Annotated in this window: 16 protein-coding genes and 1 riboswitch; of the genes, 7 read left to right on the top strand and 9 right to left on the bottom strand. The window is 65.8% G+C overall.

Annotated elements, in window-relative coordinates:
- Positions 1-106: 106 nt before the first annotated feature.
- Positions 107-1,888, bottom strand: a complete 1,782-nt coding sequence (locus ASE28_RS03400) for an IlvD/Edd family dehydratase (protein WP_057201311.1) — start codon at positions 1,886-1,888, stop codon at positions 107-109.
- 70 nt (positions 1,889-1,958) lie between these two features.
- Positions 1,959-2,969, bottom strand: a complete 1,011-nt coding sequence (locus tag ASE28_RS03395; protein WP_057201310.1) for a TRAP transporter substrate-binding protein — start codon at positions 2,967-2,969, stop codon at positions 1,959-1,961.
- 147 nt (positions 2,970-3,116) lie between these two features.
- Between ASE28_RS03395 and ASE28_RS03390 the strand changes: the two genes are divergently transcribed.
- From ASE28_RS03390 to ASE28_RS03380, 3 genes are all read left to right on the top strand, one after another.
- Positions 3,117-4,094: a LysR family transcriptional regulator gene (locus ASE28_RS03390; protein WP_082607878.1), complete on the top strand. Its 978-nt coding sequence runs from the start codon at positions 3,117-3,119 to the stop codon at positions 4,092-4,094.
- Positions 4,095-4,248: 154 nt separating this feature from the next.
- Positions 4,249-4,734, top strand: coding sequence for a hypothetical protein (locus ASE28_RS03385; protein ID WP_057264690.1), 486 nt, complete (start codon positions 4,249-4,251; stop codon positions 4,732-4,734).
- Positions 4,735-4,818: 84 nt separating this feature from the next.
- Positions 4,819-5,016: riboswitch (FMN riboswitch) on the top strand.
- Between the two features lie 179 nt (positions 5,017-5,195).
- On the top strand, positions 5,196-5,711 hold the full coding sequence (locus tag ASE28_RS03380) for a 6,7-dimethyl-8-ribityllumazine synthase (RefSeq protein WP_200963899.1): 516 nt from the start codon (positions 5,196-5,198) through the stop codon (positions 5,709-5,711).
- Between the two features lie 43 nt (positions 5,712-5,754).
- Here the strand turns inward: ASE28_RS03380 and ASE28_RS03375 are convergent, their stop codons facing one another.
- The 3 genes from ASE28_RS03375 to ASE28_RS03365 form a co-directional block, all read right to left on the bottom strand.
- Complete coding sequence (locus ASE28_RS03375; RefSeq protein ID WP_057264686.1) at positions 5,755-7,356, bottom strand: methyl-accepting chemotaxis protein; 1,602 nt, start codon at positions 7,354-7,356, stop codon at positions 5,755-5,757.
- 196 nt (positions 7,357-7,552) lie between these two features.
- Positions 7,553-8,806 carry a CaiB/BaiF CoA-transferase family protein gene (locus ASE28_RS03370; RefSeq protein ID WP_057264683.1) on the bottom strand — a complete coding sequence of 418 codons (1,254 nt, stop codon included), beginning with the start codon at positions 8,804-8,806 and terminating at the stop codon, positions 7,553-7,555.
- Between the two features lie 166 nt (positions 8,807-8,972).
- Entirely contained in the window at positions 8,973-10,172 is a 1,200-nt protein-coding gene (locus ASE28_RS03365; protein ID WP_057201388.1) for an acyl-CoA dehydrogenase, read from the bottom strand.
- Between the two features lie 212 nt (positions 10,173-10,384).
- Here ASE28_RS03365 and ASE28_RS03360 point away from each other — a divergent pair, with 212 nt between their 5' ends.
- The 3 genes from ASE28_RS03360 to ASE28_RS03350 all read left to right on the top strand — a co-directional run bounded on the left by ASE28_RS03360 (position 10,385) and on the right by ASE28_RS03350 (position 12,079).
- A complete protein-coding gene (locus ASE28_RS03360; RefSeq protein ID WP_057264681.1) occupies positions 10,385-11,314 on the top strand; it encodes a LysR family transcriptional regulator in 930 nt (309 codons plus the stop codon).
- 222 nt (positions 11,315-11,536) lie between these two features.
- Positions 11,537-11,770, top strand: coding sequence for a hypothetical protein (locus tag ASE28_RS03355; RefSeq protein WP_057264679.1), 234 nt, complete (start codon positions 11,537-11,539; stop codon positions 11,768-11,770).
- Between the two features lie 102 nt (positions 11,771-11,872).
- Positions 11,873-12,079, top strand: a complete 207-nt coding sequence (locus ASE28_RS03350) for a hypothetical protein (RefSeq protein WP_157421847.1) — start codon at positions 11,873-11,875, stop codon at positions 12,077-12,079.
- An 81-nt stretch (positions 12,080-12,160) separates the two neighbouring features.
- On the opposite strand, the gene pcaC is transcribed toward ASE28_RS03350, so the two are convergent.
- Positions 12,161-12,559, bottom strand: a complete 399-nt coding sequence (pcaC, locus tag ASE28_RS03345; RefSeq protein WP_057264675.1) for a 4-carboxymuconolactone decarboxylase — start codon at positions 12,557-12,559, stop codon at positions 12,161-12,163.
- A 324-nt stretch (positions 12,560-12,883) separates the two neighbouring features.
- On the opposite strand from pcaC, the gene ASE28_RS03340 reads away from it, so the two are divergent.
- A complete protein-coding gene (locus tag ASE28_RS03340; RefSeq protein ID WP_057264673.1) occupies positions 12,884-13,555 on the top strand; it encodes a GntR family transcriptional regulator in 672 nt (223 codons plus the stop codon).
- Positions 13,556-13,567: 12 nt separating this feature from the next.
- Here the strand turns inward: ASE28_RS03340 and ASE28_RS03335 are convergent, their stop codons facing one another.
- The 3 genes from ASE28_RS03335 to ASE28_RS03325 all read right to left on the bottom strand — a co-directional run bounded on the left by ASE28_RS03335 (position 13,568) and on the right by ASE28_RS03325 (position 17,999).
- Complete coding sequence (locus ASE28_RS03335; protein WP_057264671.1) at positions 13,568-13,792, bottom strand: hypothetical protein; 225 nt, start codon at positions 13,790-13,792, stop codon at positions 13,568-13,570.
- A 215-nt stretch (positions 13,793-14,007) separates the two neighbouring features.
- Positions 14,008-14,703, bottom strand: coding sequence for a M48 family metallopeptidase (locus ASE28_RS03330; RefSeq protein WP_057264669.1), 696 nt, complete (start codon positions 14,701-14,703; stop codon positions 14,008-14,010).
- A complete protein-coding gene (locus ASE28_RS03325) occupies positions 14,700-17,999 on the bottom strand; it encodes a type I restriction endonuclease subunit R (protein ID WP_057264983.1) in 3,300 nt (1,099 codons plus the stop codon). The genes ASE28_RS03330 and ASE28_RS03325 overlap by 4 nt, the downstream gene beginning before the upstream one ends.
- Between the last annotated feature and the right edge of the window lie 208 nt (positions 18,000-18,207).

The raw sequence follows: 18,207 nt of genomic DNA, 5'->3' as shown, positions 1-18,207 counted from the left end.
TCCTGCGGATTTGCATACAGCCGTATAACTAGGCGGGAAGCCGCAGACAGTGCTTTGGCACGGCAAGGCTTTCCAACGACGTTAGTCGGTTGAAGGCAAATCCGTGTCAGTGGTTGTGGCGCGGTGTCGTTTCTGAGATGCGGCGGTAATCGAGGGCAAAGTCCAGCGTGGCGCCGTCGACCAGCTGCCCGGTCTTCTCGCGGTACAGCGCCTCCCAGGGCGACTGGCTTTTGGGCACCGGGGGCGCTGGCAGTTCGCGGCGGCGGCGTGCGATCTCTTCGGGCGCCACCAGCGCATCGCAGCGGCCGGCCGTGAGGTCGATGCGGATGGTGTCGCCGCTGTGCAGCCAGCACAGGCCGCCGCCCACCGCGCTCTCGGGCGAGGCGTTGAGGATCGAGGGGCTGTCGGCCGTGCCGGACTGGCGGCCGTCCCCCAGGGTGGGCAAGGTGGTGATGCCGCGCCGGATCAGGGCGTCGGGCGGCTGCATGTTGACCACCTCGGCCGAGCCCGGCCAGCCGATGGGGCCGGCACCGCGCATGACCAGGATGCAGCCTTCGTCGATGCCCAGCGCCGGGTCGTTGATGCGCGCGTGGTAGTCGTCGGCCCCGTCGAACACGACGGCGCGGGCCTCGAAGATGCCCTCTTCGCCGGGCCGGCTCAGGTAACGCTGGCGAAAGGCTTCGGAAATCACCGAGGTCTTCATGATCCCGAAGTCGAACAGATTGCCCCTGAGCACCAGGAAGCCGGCCTTGTGCATCAAGGGCGCCGCGAAGGGGAAGATCACTTCGCGGTCGCGGGTCTCGCGGCCCTGCAGGTTGTCGGCCACGGTCTTGCCGGTCACGCTCAGGCAGTGGCCCCGCAGGCGACCGGCCTGGTGCAGCTCCCACATAAGGGCTGGAACACCCCCGGCGCGAAAGAAGCGCTCGCCGAGGAACTTGCCAGCCGGCTGCATGTTGAGCAGCAGCGGCAGGTCGTAGGCGTGGGTGGTCCAGTCCTCCGGCCGCAGGTTGACGCCGGCATGCCGCGCCATGGCCATGATGTGCACCTGCGCATTGCTGGAGCCGCCTGCCACGCTGACCACCGACAGCGCGTTGAGAAAGCTCTCACGGCTCAGGATGCGCGAGGGCCGCAGGTCCTCGAAGGCCATCTCGACGATGCGCCGCCCGGTCTCGTACGCCATCTGGCCGCGTTCGCGGTACGGCGCCGGTATGGCGGCACACCCCGGCAGCGACAGGCCCAGCGCCTCGGCCACCGCGTTCATGGTGGAGGCCGTGCCCATGGTGTTGCAGTGGCCGGCCGACGGGGCGCTGCTGCAGGCGCGCTGCAGAAATTCCTCTTCGCCGATTTCGCCCGCAGCCAGCTGGCGCCGGCTGCGCCAGATCACGGTGCCCGAGCCCACCAGTTCGCCGTCGTGCCAGCCGTCAAGCATGGGGCCACCCGAGAGCACGATGGCCGGTATGTCCACGGTGGAAGCCGCCATGATGCCGGCCGGCGTGGTCTTGTCGCAGCCCGTGGTCAGCACCACGGCGTCGATGGGGTAGCCGTACAGGATCTCCACCAGGCCCAGGTAGGCCAGGTTGCGGTCCAGTGCGGCCGTGGGGCGGCGGCAGTTCTCGAAGATCGGATGCACCGGGAACTCCATCGGAATGCCGCCGGCATCGCGGATGCCATCGCGCACGCGCCGCGCCAGCTCGACGTGGATGCGGTTGCAGGGCGACAGATCGCTGCCCGTCTGCGCAATGCCGATGATGGGCCGGCCCGAGCGCAGCTCGTCGGGTGTGAGCCCGTAGTTCATGAAGCGTTCGAGGTAGAGCGCGGTCATGTCCGAGCGCTCGGGGTCGGCGAACCACTCGCGCGAGCGAAACGGGCGGCGGGGTGTCTTGTCCATGGCTTGGCTTCTGAAAAAGGGGGAGAAGGGCTGTCGCGCTGGCGCGGGGCGGTGCCCGCGCTGGCCGCGATCACTTGGCGGTGCCGCGCACCTTGGCCAGTTCGGCGTTCAGCTCGCCCGTCGTCTCTTCCCCGAATTCCTTGCCGTACTTGGCCAGCACCGGCTGCAGCTTGGCGCGCATCCTGGCTTGCTCGGCCGGCGACAGTTCGGTCACCTGCATGCCCGCCTTCTTGAGCTCGCCCAGGGCCGTCTCGCTGAAGGCGCGGATGGTCTTGCGCTCGAACAGCGTGGCCTCGCGCGCCGCCTCCTGCACGATCTTCTGCTCCTGGGCCGAGAGGCCATCCCAGGCCTTCTTGGACATCAGCAGCACCCAGGCGCTGTACATGTGGCGCGACAGCACCAGGTGCTTTTGCACCTCGTAGAACTTGCTCGACAGGATGGTGGCGGGCGGGTTCTCCTGACCATCTACGGCGGCCTGCTCCATCGCCGAATACAGCTCGGTGAAGGGCATGGGCGTGGCGTTGGCCCCGAGGGCGTTGAAGGTGTCCAGGAACAGGGGGCTCTGGATCACGCGCAGCTTCAGGCCGGCCAGGTCATCGGCCTTGGTGATCGGGCGGCGCGAATTGGTGACATGGCGAAACCCGTTCTCCCAGAAGCCCAGGCCCACCAGGCCTTTTTCAGGCAGCTTGGCCAGCAGCTTCTGGCCGAAGGGGCCATCGAGCACAGCATCGGCTTCCTGCTCGGTGTTGAAGGTCAGGGGCAGGTTCAGCACGCCGAAGGGCTTGATCAGCGACATCAGGGTCGAGCTGTCGGGAATCGTCATCTCCAGGGTGCCGCCGCGCAGCGCCGAGGTCATGGTCACGTCGTTGCCCAGCGACCCGCTCGCATACAGCTTGGCCACCAGCTTGCCGCCACTCTTGGCTGAGAGCTGCTCGGCAAAGTGCTTGACGGCCAGCGCCTGCGGATGGTCATCGTTGAGGCCGATGCCCACCTTGAACACGTGTTCCTTGATCTGTGCAGAAACCGGAGCGGCCACGGCGGCCAGGATCGTGGCCGCCAGGGCCAAGGCTTTGAACTTCATGAATGTCTCCAAATATGGAATGGCTGGACACGGTGGGCTGGCCCATCGGCGCCATCAGGTCTCTGACGGACCCTCCTGTACGCAGGGCAGAGATTAGGTTTTGGGCCTTGCCGGGTCCACTCACTTTTTTGCTAGCATCCATTCCAAATGCTTATGACTTCAGGCCCATTTCCGGGTAAACCCTTGTCCATGGCGCAGGCCTGTGCCAGGCTGCGTTTTCGGCATCTGCAGTTTCTGGACATCCTGGGCCAGACGCGCAATCTGCGCCTGACCGCCGAGCAGATGCATATCACGCAGCCCGCGGCTACCAAGATCCTGATGGACATCGAGGAGATCCTGGAGTCCCGCCTGTTCGAGCGCCTCTCGCGCGGCATGCGGCCCAACGAACTGGGTCTGTTCACCTTGCGCTATGCCGCCTCCTCGCTGGCCGGGCACCGCAAATTCGTGGAAGAGTTCAATGCGCTCAAGCAAGGCGGGCATGGCCACCTCACCATAGGCGCCATCACAGGGTCGGCTGCGCATGTGCTGATCACCTCGGTGGCCGAGATACAGCGCCTGCGCCCGTTGCTGGTGCTCAAGGTGCTGGAGCAGAGCAGTGACCAGCTCATCGCCTGGCTGGGGGAGCGCAAGATCGACCTCATGATCGGGCGCTTCACCGACGACGCGCAGCGAACACAGTTCCAGTACGAGCGCCTGTCCAGCGAGCCGCTGCAGGTGGTGGCGGGCGTGCACCACCCGCTGCGCGGCGTTCGCGACCTGGGCATGGCGGAGCTGTCCCACTGGCCCTGGATCCTGTACCCTGCCTCGACCGCCTTGCGCAAGGTGTCCGACGACATCTTCGGGCGCAACGGGCTGGCGCTCGCTTCGGGCGTGGTCGAGACCCCTTCTTTCCTGTTCGCACTGGAGATGATGCAGGCGACCGACATGCTCTCATTGCAGCCCTCGGCCCTGGTGGAGCGCTACATCCACAAGGGGCTGTTGGCCCGCATTCCGGTGGAGCTGCCGGACCGCATGCCGGATTACGGCCTCATCACGCGGCTGGGCGAGTCGCCCCCGCCGGCCGCGCAGGCGTTCATCGATGTCCTGCGCGCGGTGGCGGCCCCGTCCATCGACGCCGCGCCGTGATCCGGCTGCAGCCGCCCCTCCTTCTTCGATAACAACGCTTATTGGAAAATGGAGGCAATTCCTTCGCCGATAGCCCCGCATGACAAGGGTGCCAGCCGCAGGCCGTTATGCTCTGCGCCCTTTCTTTCTCTCTCTGAATCCCTGCGGGACCCCCATGCCAGATCACCCGGACATCCCCGAACCCATCAACGAACCCCGCCTGTGGAGCGACGAGCGCTGGATGGCGCGCGTCATCAAGAACGAGGACGACGATGGCTGGGCCGTGTCCATGACCTTGCACGGCGAGGCCGAACCCGCGCTGGTGGGCCCCTGGACCATGGGGCGCGACAAGAAGAACCCCAAGCCGCTCGACGTCTCGGCCTTCAACACGCTGGTGAAGACCGCCAGCGAGGTGCTGCGCCGGCATGAGCAGCAGCTGCACGCCCAGCTCAACAAGAATTTGGCCATCACCACCGCCCAGGGCCAGCGCCTGCGCGTGGCGCTGGCCATCGTGCCCGACGAGGAGGGCGCCACGGCCACGCTGAGCGCGCAGGACGAGCTGGGCGAAGAGCTGGCGCGCGTGCCCGTGTCGCCGGGCTTCAAGCTCACCGTGGCCAGCGCCACGGCCTGGGTTGAGGGCGGGTTCGAAAAGCCGCGCTGACAGCGCGCTGGTCTTGCAGGCGACTGCAAGAGTGCGGGTTTTTCCCTAGAATGGCGGTGCCGGGCAGAAAAGCTTTCCGTCCGGCAGCGTTCTCAGGGCGGGGTGCAATTCCCCACCGGCGGTATCTGTGCAGTCTTGGGCCATCCAGGGCCGCACAGGAGCCCGCGAGCGCCCGTTGCAACTGGCCGGTGCATCTTCGGGTGCACGCCAGGCGCAGCGGGGTCAGCAGATCTGGTGCGATGCCAGAGCCGACGGTCACAGTCCGGATGAAAGAGATCGCGAAGCCATGGGCCCCTGCCGCAGGTGTGGGCGCCCGCGTTGGCCAGTTGCCGCTGGGCGCGGCCGGTTTTCGGACCGGCACCGCCGTGCGGCTTGCCCGCGCGTGCGCCACGCCGTGTGCAGACGCCTTGTTCGCGCGCGCCCTGATTCTGGTAATCCTTTTCTTCGATCCGAGAAAATCCATGAATCAGCCTTTTCCTTCCCGAGCCGTCACCGCCATGGGCGACAACGGCGCAGCGCGCAGCGGGCGCGTGGCGCTGATCTGCGCCAGCTGGCACCGGGACATCGTCCACCAGGCCCGCGATGCGGCCGTGGCGGAATTCGCCCGCAGCGGCCTGCCCGCTGGCCAGGTCGAGCATTTCGACGTGCCCGGCGCGTTCGAGATCCCGCTTTTGGCCAAGAAGCTCGCGCAAAGCGGGCGCTACGACGCCATCGTGGCCTGCGCCCTGGTGGTCAATGGCGGCATCTACCGCCACGAGTTCGTGACCACGGCCGTCATCGACGGCCTGATGCGCGTGCAGCTCGACACCGAGGTGCCGGTGATGTCTGCCGTGCTCACCCCGCGCGATTTTCATGAGCACGAAGAGCACCTGCGCTTCTTCCGCGAGCACTTCGTGAAGAAGGGCACGGAAGTGGCCCAGGCCTGTCTGGCCACCATGGCCCACCTGCGTGCGCTGGAGCCCGCCCACGGAGACTGAGGCTCCGCAGGCCCTGGCCGCTTGCGGCGCGGCCTGAAGGCGTTCAGCCCGCAGCCAGCCGGGGCACCTGGTGCAGCGGGACTGTGGGTGCGTTGCCGCCCTGGGCTTTACCGGCACCCGGGCGCAGCCGGAACACGGCCACGGCCTGCACCAGTTGCTGGGCCTGCACCTTGAGGCTGTCGGCAGCGGCCGCGCTTTCCTCCACCAGGGCCGCGTTCTGCTGCGTGGCCTGGTCCATCTGCGTAATGGCCTCGCCTACCTGGGACACCCCCAGGCTCTGCTCGCTGCTGGCCGCGCTGATCTCGCCGACGATGTCGGTCACGCGGCGGATCGATGCCACCACCTCGGTCATGGTCGCCCCGGCCTTGTCGACCAGCGTGGTGCCCAGTTCGACGCGCTCCACGCTGGCGTGGATCAGGCTCTTGATCTCCTTGGCCGCCTCGGCACTGCGGCCGGCCAGGCTGCGCACCTCGCTGGCCACCACGGCAAAGCCCCGGCCTTGCTCGCCAGCGCGGGCGGCTTCCACCGCCGCGTTCAGCGCCAGGATGTTGGTCTGGAAGGCAATGCCGTCGATGACGCTGATGATGTCGGCGATCTTCTTGCTGCTGTCGTTGATGCCCTTCATGGTCTTCACCACCTCGGAGACCACGTCGCCGCCCTGCACCGCCACGGTGGAGGCATTGAGCGCCAACTGGTTGGCCTGGCGGGCGTTGTCCGCATTGGCCTGCACGGTGGAGTTGAGTTCCTCCATCGAGGCCGAGGTTTCTTCGAGCGCGCTGGCCTGCTGCTCGGTGCGGGCCGACAGGTCGTTGTTGCCCTGCGCGATCTCGGCGCTGGCCAGGGCCACGCTGTCGGCATTGGTGCGCACATTGCTCACCACGTTCGACAGGCTGTCCTGCATGGCGAGCAGGGCGTTGAGCAGTTGCGCAATCTCGTCCTTGCCGCGCACCTCGGTGGCCACCGTCAGGTCGCCACTGGCCACGGCCTGCGATACCCGCACCGCATTGCCCAGCGGCTGCGTCACCGTGCGGCTGAAGGCGACGGCGCCGCCTATGCCCAGGGCGCACACCACCAGCATCACGGCCAGGCTGATGGTGGTTGCGCGCTGTGCCGTGGCAGCGGCGCGGTCGGCCACTTCACTGCTGGCCTTGCCGATCAGCTCGCCGGCCTGGTCGAGCAACTGGGAGGGTTCACGGTCCATGCCCTGCACGGCCTTGTCGCCGGCTTCCACGTCCTGGCCAGCCGCCTTGAAGGCCTCGAAGCCCTTGCGGTAGGCCGCGCCCATGCGCTCGTGCGCCTGCGCAAATTTCGCCACATGCTCGCGTCCCTCGCCCGGGGGCAGGGCGGCCAGCAGCTTCTGCGCCTGGTCGCTGACGGACTTTTCCTGCTTCTCGAACGCGGCCCAGTAGCGCGTGAGCTGGGCCGGGTCCTTGCCGCGGATCAGCACGTTCTTCCATTCCTGCACCTGCACCTTGAAGCCATTGAGCACGTCCGACGCCATGCGCTCGTGCAGAAAACTCTGCGCCACGGTGGTCTGGTAGGTGTCTAGCGCCTGATTCAGTCGGCTGATGCCGAACAGGGCTGCCGCAAACAGCAGCAACAGCGACGCGGTAAAGGCCAGGGGGAGCTTGAGGCTGAGCTTCATGACGGGACTCCTTGGATTCCACAGATCACTGCAGCCATGGCAGTCGGCGTGCCAAGGCATTCCACTGCATTATGGGCCGTTGTAAATGTTTGTGTCCGGCTTTTTTGTAGCCCGTTCGGAGGGGGCAAACCCCTCCAGGCAAAGAAAAAGGCCGGGCGTATACGGCCAGGCCTCGGGGGAGGGTCGTGCCCCTGTGCTACAGAACGCCAGCGGCCCGCAGCTGCGCAATGCGCTCCGCATCCAGCCCCAGCTCGGCCAGCACCTCGTCGGTGTGCTGCCCCAGCGCCGGCGGCGCATTGCGCAGCGTGGGTGGGTTGGCCGACAGGCGCAGCGGGCTGGCCACGCCGGTGATGTGGGCCACACCGTCGCCGGCCTCGCCGTCCTTCCAGCGCGGCAGGGCCACAGCCAGGCCGCGCGCCTTCACCTGCGCGTCGTCGAAGGCCTGGGCAATGGTGTTGATCGGGCCGCAGGGCACGGCCTTGTCTTCGAGCAGGGTGATCCAGTTGGCCGTGGTGCGCGTGCGGGTGAGCGCCTCCATGGCCGGGATCAGCTCGGCGCGGTGTTTCACCCGCAGGGTGTTGGTGGCAAAGCGCTCGTCGCTGGCCCACTGGGGCTGGCCGGCGGCGGCGCAAAAGCGCGCAAACTGGCCGTCGTTGCCAATGGCCAGCAGCATCGCGCCGTCCTGCGTGGGGAAGTCCTGGTAGGGCGCCAGGCTCGGGTGGCTGTTGCCCTGGCGTGTGGGCGCATTGCCCGTGGCCAGAAAGCCCGCGGCCTGGTTGGCCAAAATGGCCATGCCCACGTCCAGCAGCGACATGTCGATGTGCTGGCCCTCGTCGGTGCGCTGGCGCACGTTGAGCGCGGCGACGATGGCTGTGCTGGCGTACACGCCGGTGAACAGGTCGGTCAGCGCCACGCCCACGCGCAGCGGGCCGCCGCCGGGCTCGGCGTCGCCCCGGCCGGTGATGCTCATCATGCCGGTCATGGCCTGGATCATGAGGTCGTAGCCCGCGCGCTCGGCATACGGCCCGTCCTGCCCGAAGCCCGTGACCGAGCAGTAGATGAGGCGCGGGTTCAGCGCGCGCAGGCTGGCGTGGTCCAGGCCGTACTGTTTAAGGCCCCCGACCTTGAAGTTCTCCACCACGATGTCGCTTTGCAGCGCCATGTCGCGGATCAGTTGCTGCCCTTCGGGCGTGGCCATGTCGATGGTGACCGAGCGCTTGTTGCGGTTGCAGGCCGTGAAGTAGCTGGCCTGCGTGGTGTCGTTGCCCTCGGCGTCCTTCAGGAAGGGAGGGCCCCAGTGGCGCGTGTCGTCGCCCGCGCCGGGGCGCTCCACCTTGACCACATCGGCGCCCAGGTCCGCCAGGATCTGCGTGCACCACGGGCCCGCCAGCACGCGCGAGAGGTCCAGGACTTTGATGCCATCGAGGGCGCCGACAGAAGGTGTGGTCATAGGATCAGGAACTGCAAATCATGAAAGGACAGACGGCCGCCGCACCATGCAAGGGGCAGCGGCCGCGGGAGGAAAGGGCGCGCTGGCGCGCGGCCTTCTCCTTCGNGCAGTACGAGTAGTACGACAAGACGCAGCAACGACGCCAGAAGAGTTTTGTTAGCCGCTCTTAGTTGCTGAAGGCGGCGATACCCGTTTGCGCGCGGCCCAGGATCAGCGCATGCACGTCGTGCGTGCCTTCATAGGTGTTCACCACTTCCAGGTTCACCAGGTGGCGGGCCACGCCGAACTCGTCGCTGATGCCGTTGCCGCCCATCATGTCGCGGGCCAGTCGGGCGATGTCCAGCGCCTTGCCGCAGCTGTTGCGCTTGATCAGGGAGGTGGCTTCCACCGCGGCCGTGCCTTCGTCCTTCATGCGGCCCAGGCGCAGGCAGGCCTGCAGGCCGATGGCGATCTCGGTCTGCATGTCGGCCAGCTTCTTCTGGATCAACTGGTTGGCGGCCAGGGGGCGGCCAAACTGCTTGCGGTCCAGCGTGTACTGGCGCGAGGTGTGCCAGCAGAACTCGGCCGCACCCAGCGCACCCCAGGCAATGCCGTAGCGCGCGCTGTTCAGGCAGGTGAATGGGCCCTTCAGGCCCTGCACTTCGGGGAAGGCGTTTTCTTCGGGCACGAACACGTCGTCCATCACGATCTCGCCGGTCACGCTGGCGCGCAGGCCCACCTTGCCGTGGATGGCCGGGGCCGTCAGGCCCTTCATGCCCTTTTCCAGCACGAAGCCGCGAATGGGGCCCACGGCGCCGCCTTCGGAAACTTCCTTGGCCCAGACCACGAACACGTCGGCCACGGGGCTGTTGGTGATCCACATCTTGCTGCCCTTGAGCTTGTAGCCGCCGTCCACCTTGTAGGCGCGCGTGGCCATGCTGCCGGGGTCCGAACCATGGTCGGGCTCGGTCAGGCCGAAGCAGCCGATCCACTCGCCGCTGGCCAGCTTGGGCAAATACTTCTGGCGCTGGGCTTCGGTGCCGAACTCATAGATCGGCACCATCACCAGCGAGCTCTGCACGCTGGCCATCGAGCGGTAGCCCGAATCCACGCGCTCCACTTCGCGGGCAATCAGGCCGTAGGCCACGTAGTTCAGGCCCGGGCCGCCGTATTGCTCGGGGATGGTGGGGCCCAGCAGGCCCACTTCGCCCATCTCGCGGAAGATCGTGGTGTCCATCTTCTCGTGGCGGAAGGCGTCGAGCACGCGCGGTGCCAGCTTGTCCTGGCAGTAGGCGGCTGCGGCATCGCGCACCATGCGCTCGTCATCGCTCAGTTGCTGGTCGAGAAGAAAGGGGTCGTCCCAATGGAAAGCGGCGTTTTTGGCCATGGTGCGTGTCTCCGTGAAGAAGCAGATGAAAGAGGGGGGCACGGTACGAGGCCGTGCTGCGAATGGGTGCCATCGTAGGCCTGGCGCTGCCTGTCAGCAAGCGAGTTCTTTTCATCCAGAAATGCGTTTTTGGAATGTATGGAATACTGCGTTCCCGGGTGCCTAGTAAATAGTGGCGCCGCAGAGCCCGCGTTTAAAAGTTCCTGTTCAGCATGCGCCGCAATATTCCCTCTACCCAGGCCTTGGCCTGTTTTGAAGTCGCCGCCCGGCACGAGAGCTACACCCGCGCCGCGCAGGAGCTGTCTCTCACCCAAAGCGCCGTGTCGCGCCAGATCCAGGCGCTGGAGGAATTTCTGGGCGTGGCGCTGTTCCGGCGCACACGCCACGGCGTGGTGCTCACGCCAGCAGGCGCGCACTATGGCCGGCAGGTCGCGCGCTGGCTGCAGGGGCTCGAGCGCGACACGCTCGACGTGATGGCCCACCAGGGCCAGGGCGGCACGCTGTCGCTGGCGGCCGTGCCCACCTTTGCCACGCGCTGGCTGATACCGCGCCTGCCGCAACTGGCGCAGCAGCACCCCGACATCGTGGTGCACATCGAGACACAGACCCGGCCCTTTTTGTTTGCCGACGCCCCGTTCGACGCCGCCCTGTACGCCGGCACGGCCGAGCAGGTGGCCAACTGGCCCGGCATCAAGGCGCAGTTGCTCATGCACGAGGACGTGGTGCCCGTGTGCAGCCCACGCCTGCTCGAAGCCGCCGCCCAGCGCGGCCTGGGCCGCGCCTACCAGCCCGTGGCCCCTGCGGTGCTGACCGAGCTGCCCCTGCTGCAGCAAAGCACGCGCCCCTATGGCTGGCGCCAGTGGTTCGAGGCCATGGGCGTGGATGCGCCGCATGCGCTCGACGGCCCGCGCTACGAGCTGTTTTCCATGCTGGCCGTGGCCGCCACCTGCGGTCTGGGCGTGGCGTTGATCCCCCCGCTGCTCATCGAAGCCGAGCTGGCGCGGGGCGAACTGGTGGTGGCCTGCAACCAGCCGCTGCAAGGCGAGCGCGGCTACTACCTGGTGAGCCCCGCGCATGTGCAGTCGCCGGTTCTGGCAGCGTTTTCGCAATGGCTCCAGGAGGCCGCTCGGGGCAGTACCTGAGCAAGGGGCTCCCCCGCTTGCGCCCCGCAGTGGACAGGTCTACGCTGGTGGTGCGGGCAATGGTGGGGTGAGGGCCGCGTCCTCCCTGGTCCTACAGCCCGAGTGGAAAGATGGACGGAACGTATGCGCGGTGCGCGGGTCACACCCGTGTGTGGCTTCGGGGACGAGTCTCCGGGGCCATGCAGGCACCTCATACCTTCACTATTTCATCAAGGAGCCGTCATGACATTGAACGCGAACTACAGCCCCGTCTACCATGCCCCCCATTTCGAGCCCACGGTGGACGAAATCGCCACCCTCAAGCACCTGGAGATGGAGAACATCAGCGTCACCTCGGCGCTGAAGGAGCATCTGTCCGGGCGCTTGTACGAGCACGGCTTCATCACCAAGAACGCGTCGGGCCAACTGGCCATCACTGACACCGGCCGCCACCTGGTGCGCAGGCAGAACAACTGAACCGGAGCGGTCGCGGCCAGCCGATTTGGGCAGGCCCTGCGCACTGCGCCTACACACCGAGGCCGAAGGTCATCGCACAATGGCAACCACAAGGAGGCCATGATGCAAGACCCGCACGAAGAGAACGTTTTCGGTGAGTACGACGGATCGACCTACTCGGCCACGCTGCGCGAGCAGGCGGGCCGGTACTACTGCAGCAACCTGGTGGTGGACGGCCACAACACGCTGGTCACCAACGATGGCTGGGCCAGCCGTGAAGAGGCCATGCAGGCGCTGGACGAAATCGCCTCGGGTGCGCGCAAGCCGTAGCCCACCCGGCCCTCAGGGTCGGTTGCAGGGCCCGTGGGCGCAAGGCGCTACACCTCGGTGTGGCGCCTTTGTTCGTGCCGGTTACTGGTCCATCTCTTTGAAGACCTCCGCCGCCACGCGGAAGGAGTCGATCGCTGCGGGCACGCCGCAGTAGATCGCGGTTTGCAGGAACACTTCCTTCACCTCGTCACGCGTCAGCCCGTTGTTGATCGCCCCACGCACATGCAGCTTGAGTTCGTGCGGGCGGTTCAACGCCGTGAGCATGGCCAGATTCAGGAACGAGCGCGTCTTGCGGTCCAGCCCGGGCCGGTTCCACACATCGCCCCAGCAGTACTGGGTCACCATCTCCTGCATGTCGATGTTGAAGTCCGTCGCATTCTGGATCGCGGCGTCGACGTAGGCGGCACCCAGTACCTCGCGGCGGGTGGACAAGCCCTGGTCGAACAGGGCGGGGTTCTTGGGGGCGAGGGCTCGGGTCATGAAAACTCCTGGATGGCAAAGGAATGGAAAAACAGCGTAATAGTGCGCTGTAGATTAAATACAATAAGATTGTCAGACAATCATACGGTGGAGCCGTTCCCTAAGGCAAGCACCGCATTCTGTCGGACAATCTGTTTGCAGGAGGATCCGCTAGTGTCTCGAGTTGGAAATTCGTTGAAGAAAGCAATCTGCCGAAATCGCTGCCAGGCTAGGCGCAAAGCACAGCCATGCTGGGGGCATGGCGAGCATTTGCAACGACGCATGGCGGGGATTGTCGGTAGATTGATTCAACGAATTTCTAACTTGGGACACTAAGATGCCGCGATGACCGCCATGCTCCGTGTGCCCCGTGAAGAAACCTCCCTGCGCGAGCGCGCCACCGGCGCGCTGCGCCAGGCCATCCTCGACGGGGTCTTCTCCCCCGGCCAGAAGCTTTCGGAGCGCGAGCTGTGCGAAAGCCTCGAGGTCAGCCGCTCGTGCGTGCGCGAATCTCTGCAGCACCTGCAGGCCGAGGGGCTCATCACCATCGTCCCGCACCGCGGGCCGGAGGTGAGCACTATCTCACCCAGTGAGGTGCGCGACATCTACGAAGTGCGCGCCCACCTCGAAAGCCTGGCCGCCCGGGGATTCGCGCTCAAAGCCCCGCCCGAGCAGGTGCGCGCCCTGCGCGCCAAGCTCAACGAACTGGCCAAACCCGCCCTGGCGCAGGACCGGGCCCGGCTGCTCCAGGCCAAGAACCAGTTCTACGAAATCCTCGTCGACGGCTGCGGCAACCTCGTTGCCGGCCAGATGCTGCGCCAGCTCAACAACCGCGTGACGGTGCTGCGCCGCATCTCCATGGCCCAGCCCGAGCGGCTGCCCCATACGCTGCAGGAGTTGAACGCCATCGTGTCGGCCATCGAGCGCGGCGATGGCGAGGCGGCGGCCAAGCTGTCGGCCGCGCACGTGCAAAAGGCGGGGGAGAACGTGCTCCGCAGCATGGAGCACAAGGAGTAGCAGGGAGCTGGCCTATTCCTTGATGAAGCGCAGCAGCAGCGCGCTGGTCGCCGGCGCGATCACCAGTTCGCCCTCGATGAAGCCGTACAGCCGCCCCTCGGGGCCGGCGGAGTAGAGTTCATTGCCGTCGATGCGGTAGAGCAGGTGCTCGCCATCGCGCACGTACTCGTCGCCATCGACCACGCCCACGTGCTTCCCGGATGGGTCGGTCACATTCCATCGGCCTGTGTCGAACATGAGTAACCTCCGTTTGCCGTTGTCGCGGCGCCACCGCCGCGTTCAAGTCAGGAAGGGGAAAACGTCTCGAGAACCCGCTTTTTTGAAAATATCGTTCAGAAGAAAGGAGAGACACCTTTGTAGCGTGTTTGAGGCGGCGTGATGCGCAACAAGCGCACCCCATTGGGATCTCTGCAAAAAATCATCTCAAGGCTTGCAGCGTCGGCCAGCAAATCTCACAAACCTTCGACTTCCATCCCGCGCTCGGCAAGCCACACCTTGCGCCGCTCGTAGTCCGGCATGGCGCGCTCTACGCGGCGCCAGAACTCGGGAGTGTGATGCGGCTCGTGAAGGTGAGCCATCTCGTGCACCACAGCATACTCTGCAATGCGTGCTGGCAGCAAGATGGTTTTCCAGTGGAAATACAGCAGGCTGCCCTTGCCACATGAACCCCAGCGGTAGCCCAAATCCTGAACGCGTACGCCAGCCGGCTCCACTTCCATTCTGGCCGAAAAGTCCTGCACCTTGCTCATTAGCCAAGGCCGGGCCCGCTCGCAGTACCAGCGGACCAGGTGTTCTCGGCCATCTTGAGCCAGCGCCTTGGGCATCACGAAACGCCCGCTGACCAGCTTTACTGCGGCGTCCGATTCGGGCACCAGGCGCAAGCGGTAGTTGCGGCCCAGGTAGGCGAAGCCCTCGCCATCGGTGAAGACCTTGTGCGGTGGCTCGTTTGCTAGTAACTCCCTGCGTGCCATCTGCTTGTAGACCCACATGCGCTTGCGCTGCACGAAGTCGCGCAGTGCAGCGTCTGGCACCTCGGGCGGTGCTGACAGGATTAGTTCACCACTCCGGTCCAAGGTAATCTCCAGCGCGCGCCGCACGTTGCTGCGCCGCACCTCGAAACGCAGGTCGTTGACGCTCAGCGTGCTCATGCTTTCAGCAGCCGGTCGTGGTTTGCCCGCGCCAACTCCATCAGCTTGTCGACCAGTGCTTCGATATGAGGCGTCGGCATCAGGCGCGACTTCATCAGGATTTCAAAGATCCGCGTGCCGAGCGCGTCCTGTGCCGGTTGCCGGTTCGGCCGCCAGAAGTTGTCTGTCAGCTCCGACACCATGGTGTCTACCACCTCCACGGACAGGTCGACCAGCTTCTTTTGCTCGGCCTGCGTGATGGCACGGTCGCCAGCCGCAGCATCGACCACCAGCCGCAGGAACGGCCCATACTGCGCGGGCAGGTCCGGCAGACGCTCATCGTGCACGGCGTGTCCTGTGCGGATCTCGTCTATCAGCACCTGCAAGGCCTTGGTCAGTTCATCCCATTGCTCGCCAAGCTGGTGGAGCAACTCACGCAGGCGCTCACTGAGCTTGCGAAAGGCCACCGGGTCCTGGTCCAGATGCTCCCGGATGTGTGCCCGGATGGCGTGCTCCATCTCCGAAGCCTTGGCCCGGTCGTTGGGCTCGCGAGCCACCTGGTTGCCAAAGTCGGCATCGGTCAGCGAGATGGGCGGGATCTTTGGGTCCACACCCATCGAAATCACATGATCGTCGATCAGCTTGCGCACCTTGGCACCCACATCCTTGCCAAGCACCGGTGTGTCGCGGTAGCGGTTGCGAGCCCGGGCGTAGATGAAGGCAAGCAGCTTGGCATCGGGCGAAAACGGCAGACCCTCGGGGCGCGGCAGCACCACGTCCAGGGTGTCCAGAAAGGCCTTGAGCTTGACCGAGAATTCGGCGCGCAACCGCTCGTTGGCCAGCAACTCGACACAGGCCTCCACGTCGGTCAGATTCTCCACGCCGCGGCTGCGGAACAGGTCCACCACCCGCAGGTGGCGGTCACGCAGCACAGGCACCTCGTCCTTCAGGCTCTGCAATGCGCCGTCGACATCGTCGTCGGCATAGACGTTCAGCGCCTCCTTCAGGTGGTGGGCCAGCCCGAAGTAGTCCACCACGATGCCGAACTTCTTGCCGTGGCCCGTGCGATTGACCCGCGCAATGGTTTGCAGCAGTTCCGCCTCGCGTATCGGCCGGTCCAGGTACATCACGCCCTCGATCGGCGCGTCAAAGCCCGTGAGCAGCATGGACTTCACGATCAGGAAAGCCAGGGGATCGGCCTTGGCCGGCTCCTTGTGCAGCAGCGGCTGCTTGAAGCGCTTGATGCGCTGCTCCTGTGCTGCGCTATCGGTCCAGTGCTTCCACACCGGGTCATCGTTGTTGCTGCCCGAGATGATGGGCGCAAACTCAATCCGGCCCAGCAACTCGCGGTAGCGCCAGGCCTGCACCTGTGCCTGCACGGCCGGCGGCCGCTGGCAAAGGGTTTCATCGTCCATCGCCTTGTCGTCGGTGCCCAGGGCCCCGGCTTGGACCAGCAACTCGTCGCGCGCTGCAGCGAAGGCGTCCAGGTAGCGCACCGCCGCCAATCGGCTGTAGGCCACCACCTGAGCCTTGAAGCCATTGGGCAAGATGTTGGTGACGTAGTGGCGCAGCATGTCGCGCGCCTTGTCACGAATCATGTCCGTCGCCTCGAAAATCTGCCCCTTGGTGGCGTACTTCTTCTTGATCGCCTCCAGCTCCTCGGCCGTGTGCTCGCGGAACAGATCCTCGAACAAGTCGTCCATGCTGGCGCCGTCTTTCAGGGCACCATTGGCCGTGCGGCCCTCGTAGAGTATGGGCACGATGGCACCGTCGGCCTCGGCTTCGCGGATGGTGTAGCGGTCAATGAACTCTCCGAAGATCTCGTGCGTGCGCTTCTTGTCGCCCATCAGGATCGGGGTGCCAGTGAAGCCGATGCGCGCGCAGTTGGGCAGGCCCACCTGCAGTGCCGCCTGCAGATCGCCGGCCTGGCTGCGGTGCGCCTCGTCCACAAGAACCAGGATGTGTTCGTCCGCGTTCAGCACCTCGGAGAGGTAGGCGCCCGGCGATGGCTCGCGTGTGCTGGCTTTGGGGAAATCTTCTGCCTTCAGGCCTGGCTCACCGGCCGCATCGCCGCTGCGTTGCTTCTGGATCATGCCAAACACAATGTCAGGCCCCTGGCGGCGCAGGTGGCGCTTCAGATCCTCGGCCGAGGTAGCGCGCAGGACGTTCTGCCCCGTGAGTGTGGCAGTCGCAGAAAGCTGCTCTTCCAGGTCGGTGCGGTCGGTCACCACCACCACCTTGAAGCGGCGCAAAGCCGGGTCGGTGCGCAGCTTGCGCATCAGGAACACCATGGTCAGGCTCTTGCCCGAACCCTGCGTGTGCCAGACGATTCCGCCGCGCCGGTCGTGTTCGCCGTCTTGTGCCCGGGACTTGCCGGTGCGCAAGCGCATTGCGGCACGGCCCACGGCGCGGTATTGCTGGTAGCGGCACACCGCCTTCACGGTCATGCCCTCTACCGCCATGAACAGGGTGAAGTGCCGCACCACGTCCAGCAGGTTGCATGGGCGCAACAAGCCGGCCACCAGTCGCTCCTGCTCTGAGAGCTGTTCTTTGCCCAGTGCCGCAGCCACATCGGCCTCCGTGCCCTGGCCATCGGCGCTCACTACCGTTTTCCAGGCAGCATAGTGGCGAAAGGCGGCACCCACGGTGCCCACACGGGCCTCGTCGAAGCTCGTTGCAATCAGCAATTGGTTGGTGTGGAACAGCAGTTCATTGCCTTCGTTGTCCGCCACCTCGCCGCTGGCGTGGCGCTGGTTGCTGTAACGGCGCAGTTGGTCCACGGCATCGGCCAGCGGCTCGGGCACGTTGGGGCTCTTGCACTCGACCACCACCAGCGGGATGCCGTTCACCAGCAGCACCAGGTCGGGCACGATGAAGGCCTTGCCGCGTGTGTAGCCCGGCAGGCAGTCCACCCGATACTGGCTGACCACCATGAACTCGTTGCGCTCGGGGTGCTCCCAGTCAATGAAATGGATGGTCTGGTTGCGCCCACCGTCCCACCCCGGCAGGCCTTCGACCGTGATGCCGCCCAGCAGCAGCTCAGTGGCGGCGCGGTTGGCCTCCATCAGCCGATGGGCCGGAAGGTGGGTGATGGCGCCCACGGCCTGTGACAGGCGCTCGGCATCGAGCCAGGGCTGGCCGTCGCGCAGGTTCAGTGCGAGGAGCTGGCGGTGCAGCGTCGCCTGCTGGATCACCTCGGCAAAGCTGGCCCGGTCCGTGGAGTCCGGGGTGTCCAGGTGGCCGGCCACATGCTTCCAGCCCAGGGTCTGCAGTTGCTCGACAAAAGGTCGCTCGACCTCGTCCAATTCCCAACCCATATACATCCCCAGGTTCAGTGATCACCAAGGCGCTGCGCGCCGATCAAATAGCCATCAAACAGCATTGGCTCATATAAATCAACGGCTTATGTGCAAATCGGCCTTGCAGGTGCGCCACCCGTCCAGCAGTCCATCCATTTCCCAGTCCAAATGGCGCCCCGGCTTGGGCCGAATGCTGGATGTGCGGGCTTTCACGCGCGGTGCAGGC

It is taken from the genome of Acidovorax sp. Root219, assembly GCF_001428665.1.
Lineage (GTDB): Bacteria > Pseudomonadota > Gammaproteobacteria > Burkholderiales > Burkholderiaceae_C > Acidovorax.
This window is presented reverse-complemented; position numbering and strand designations above follow the sequence as displayed.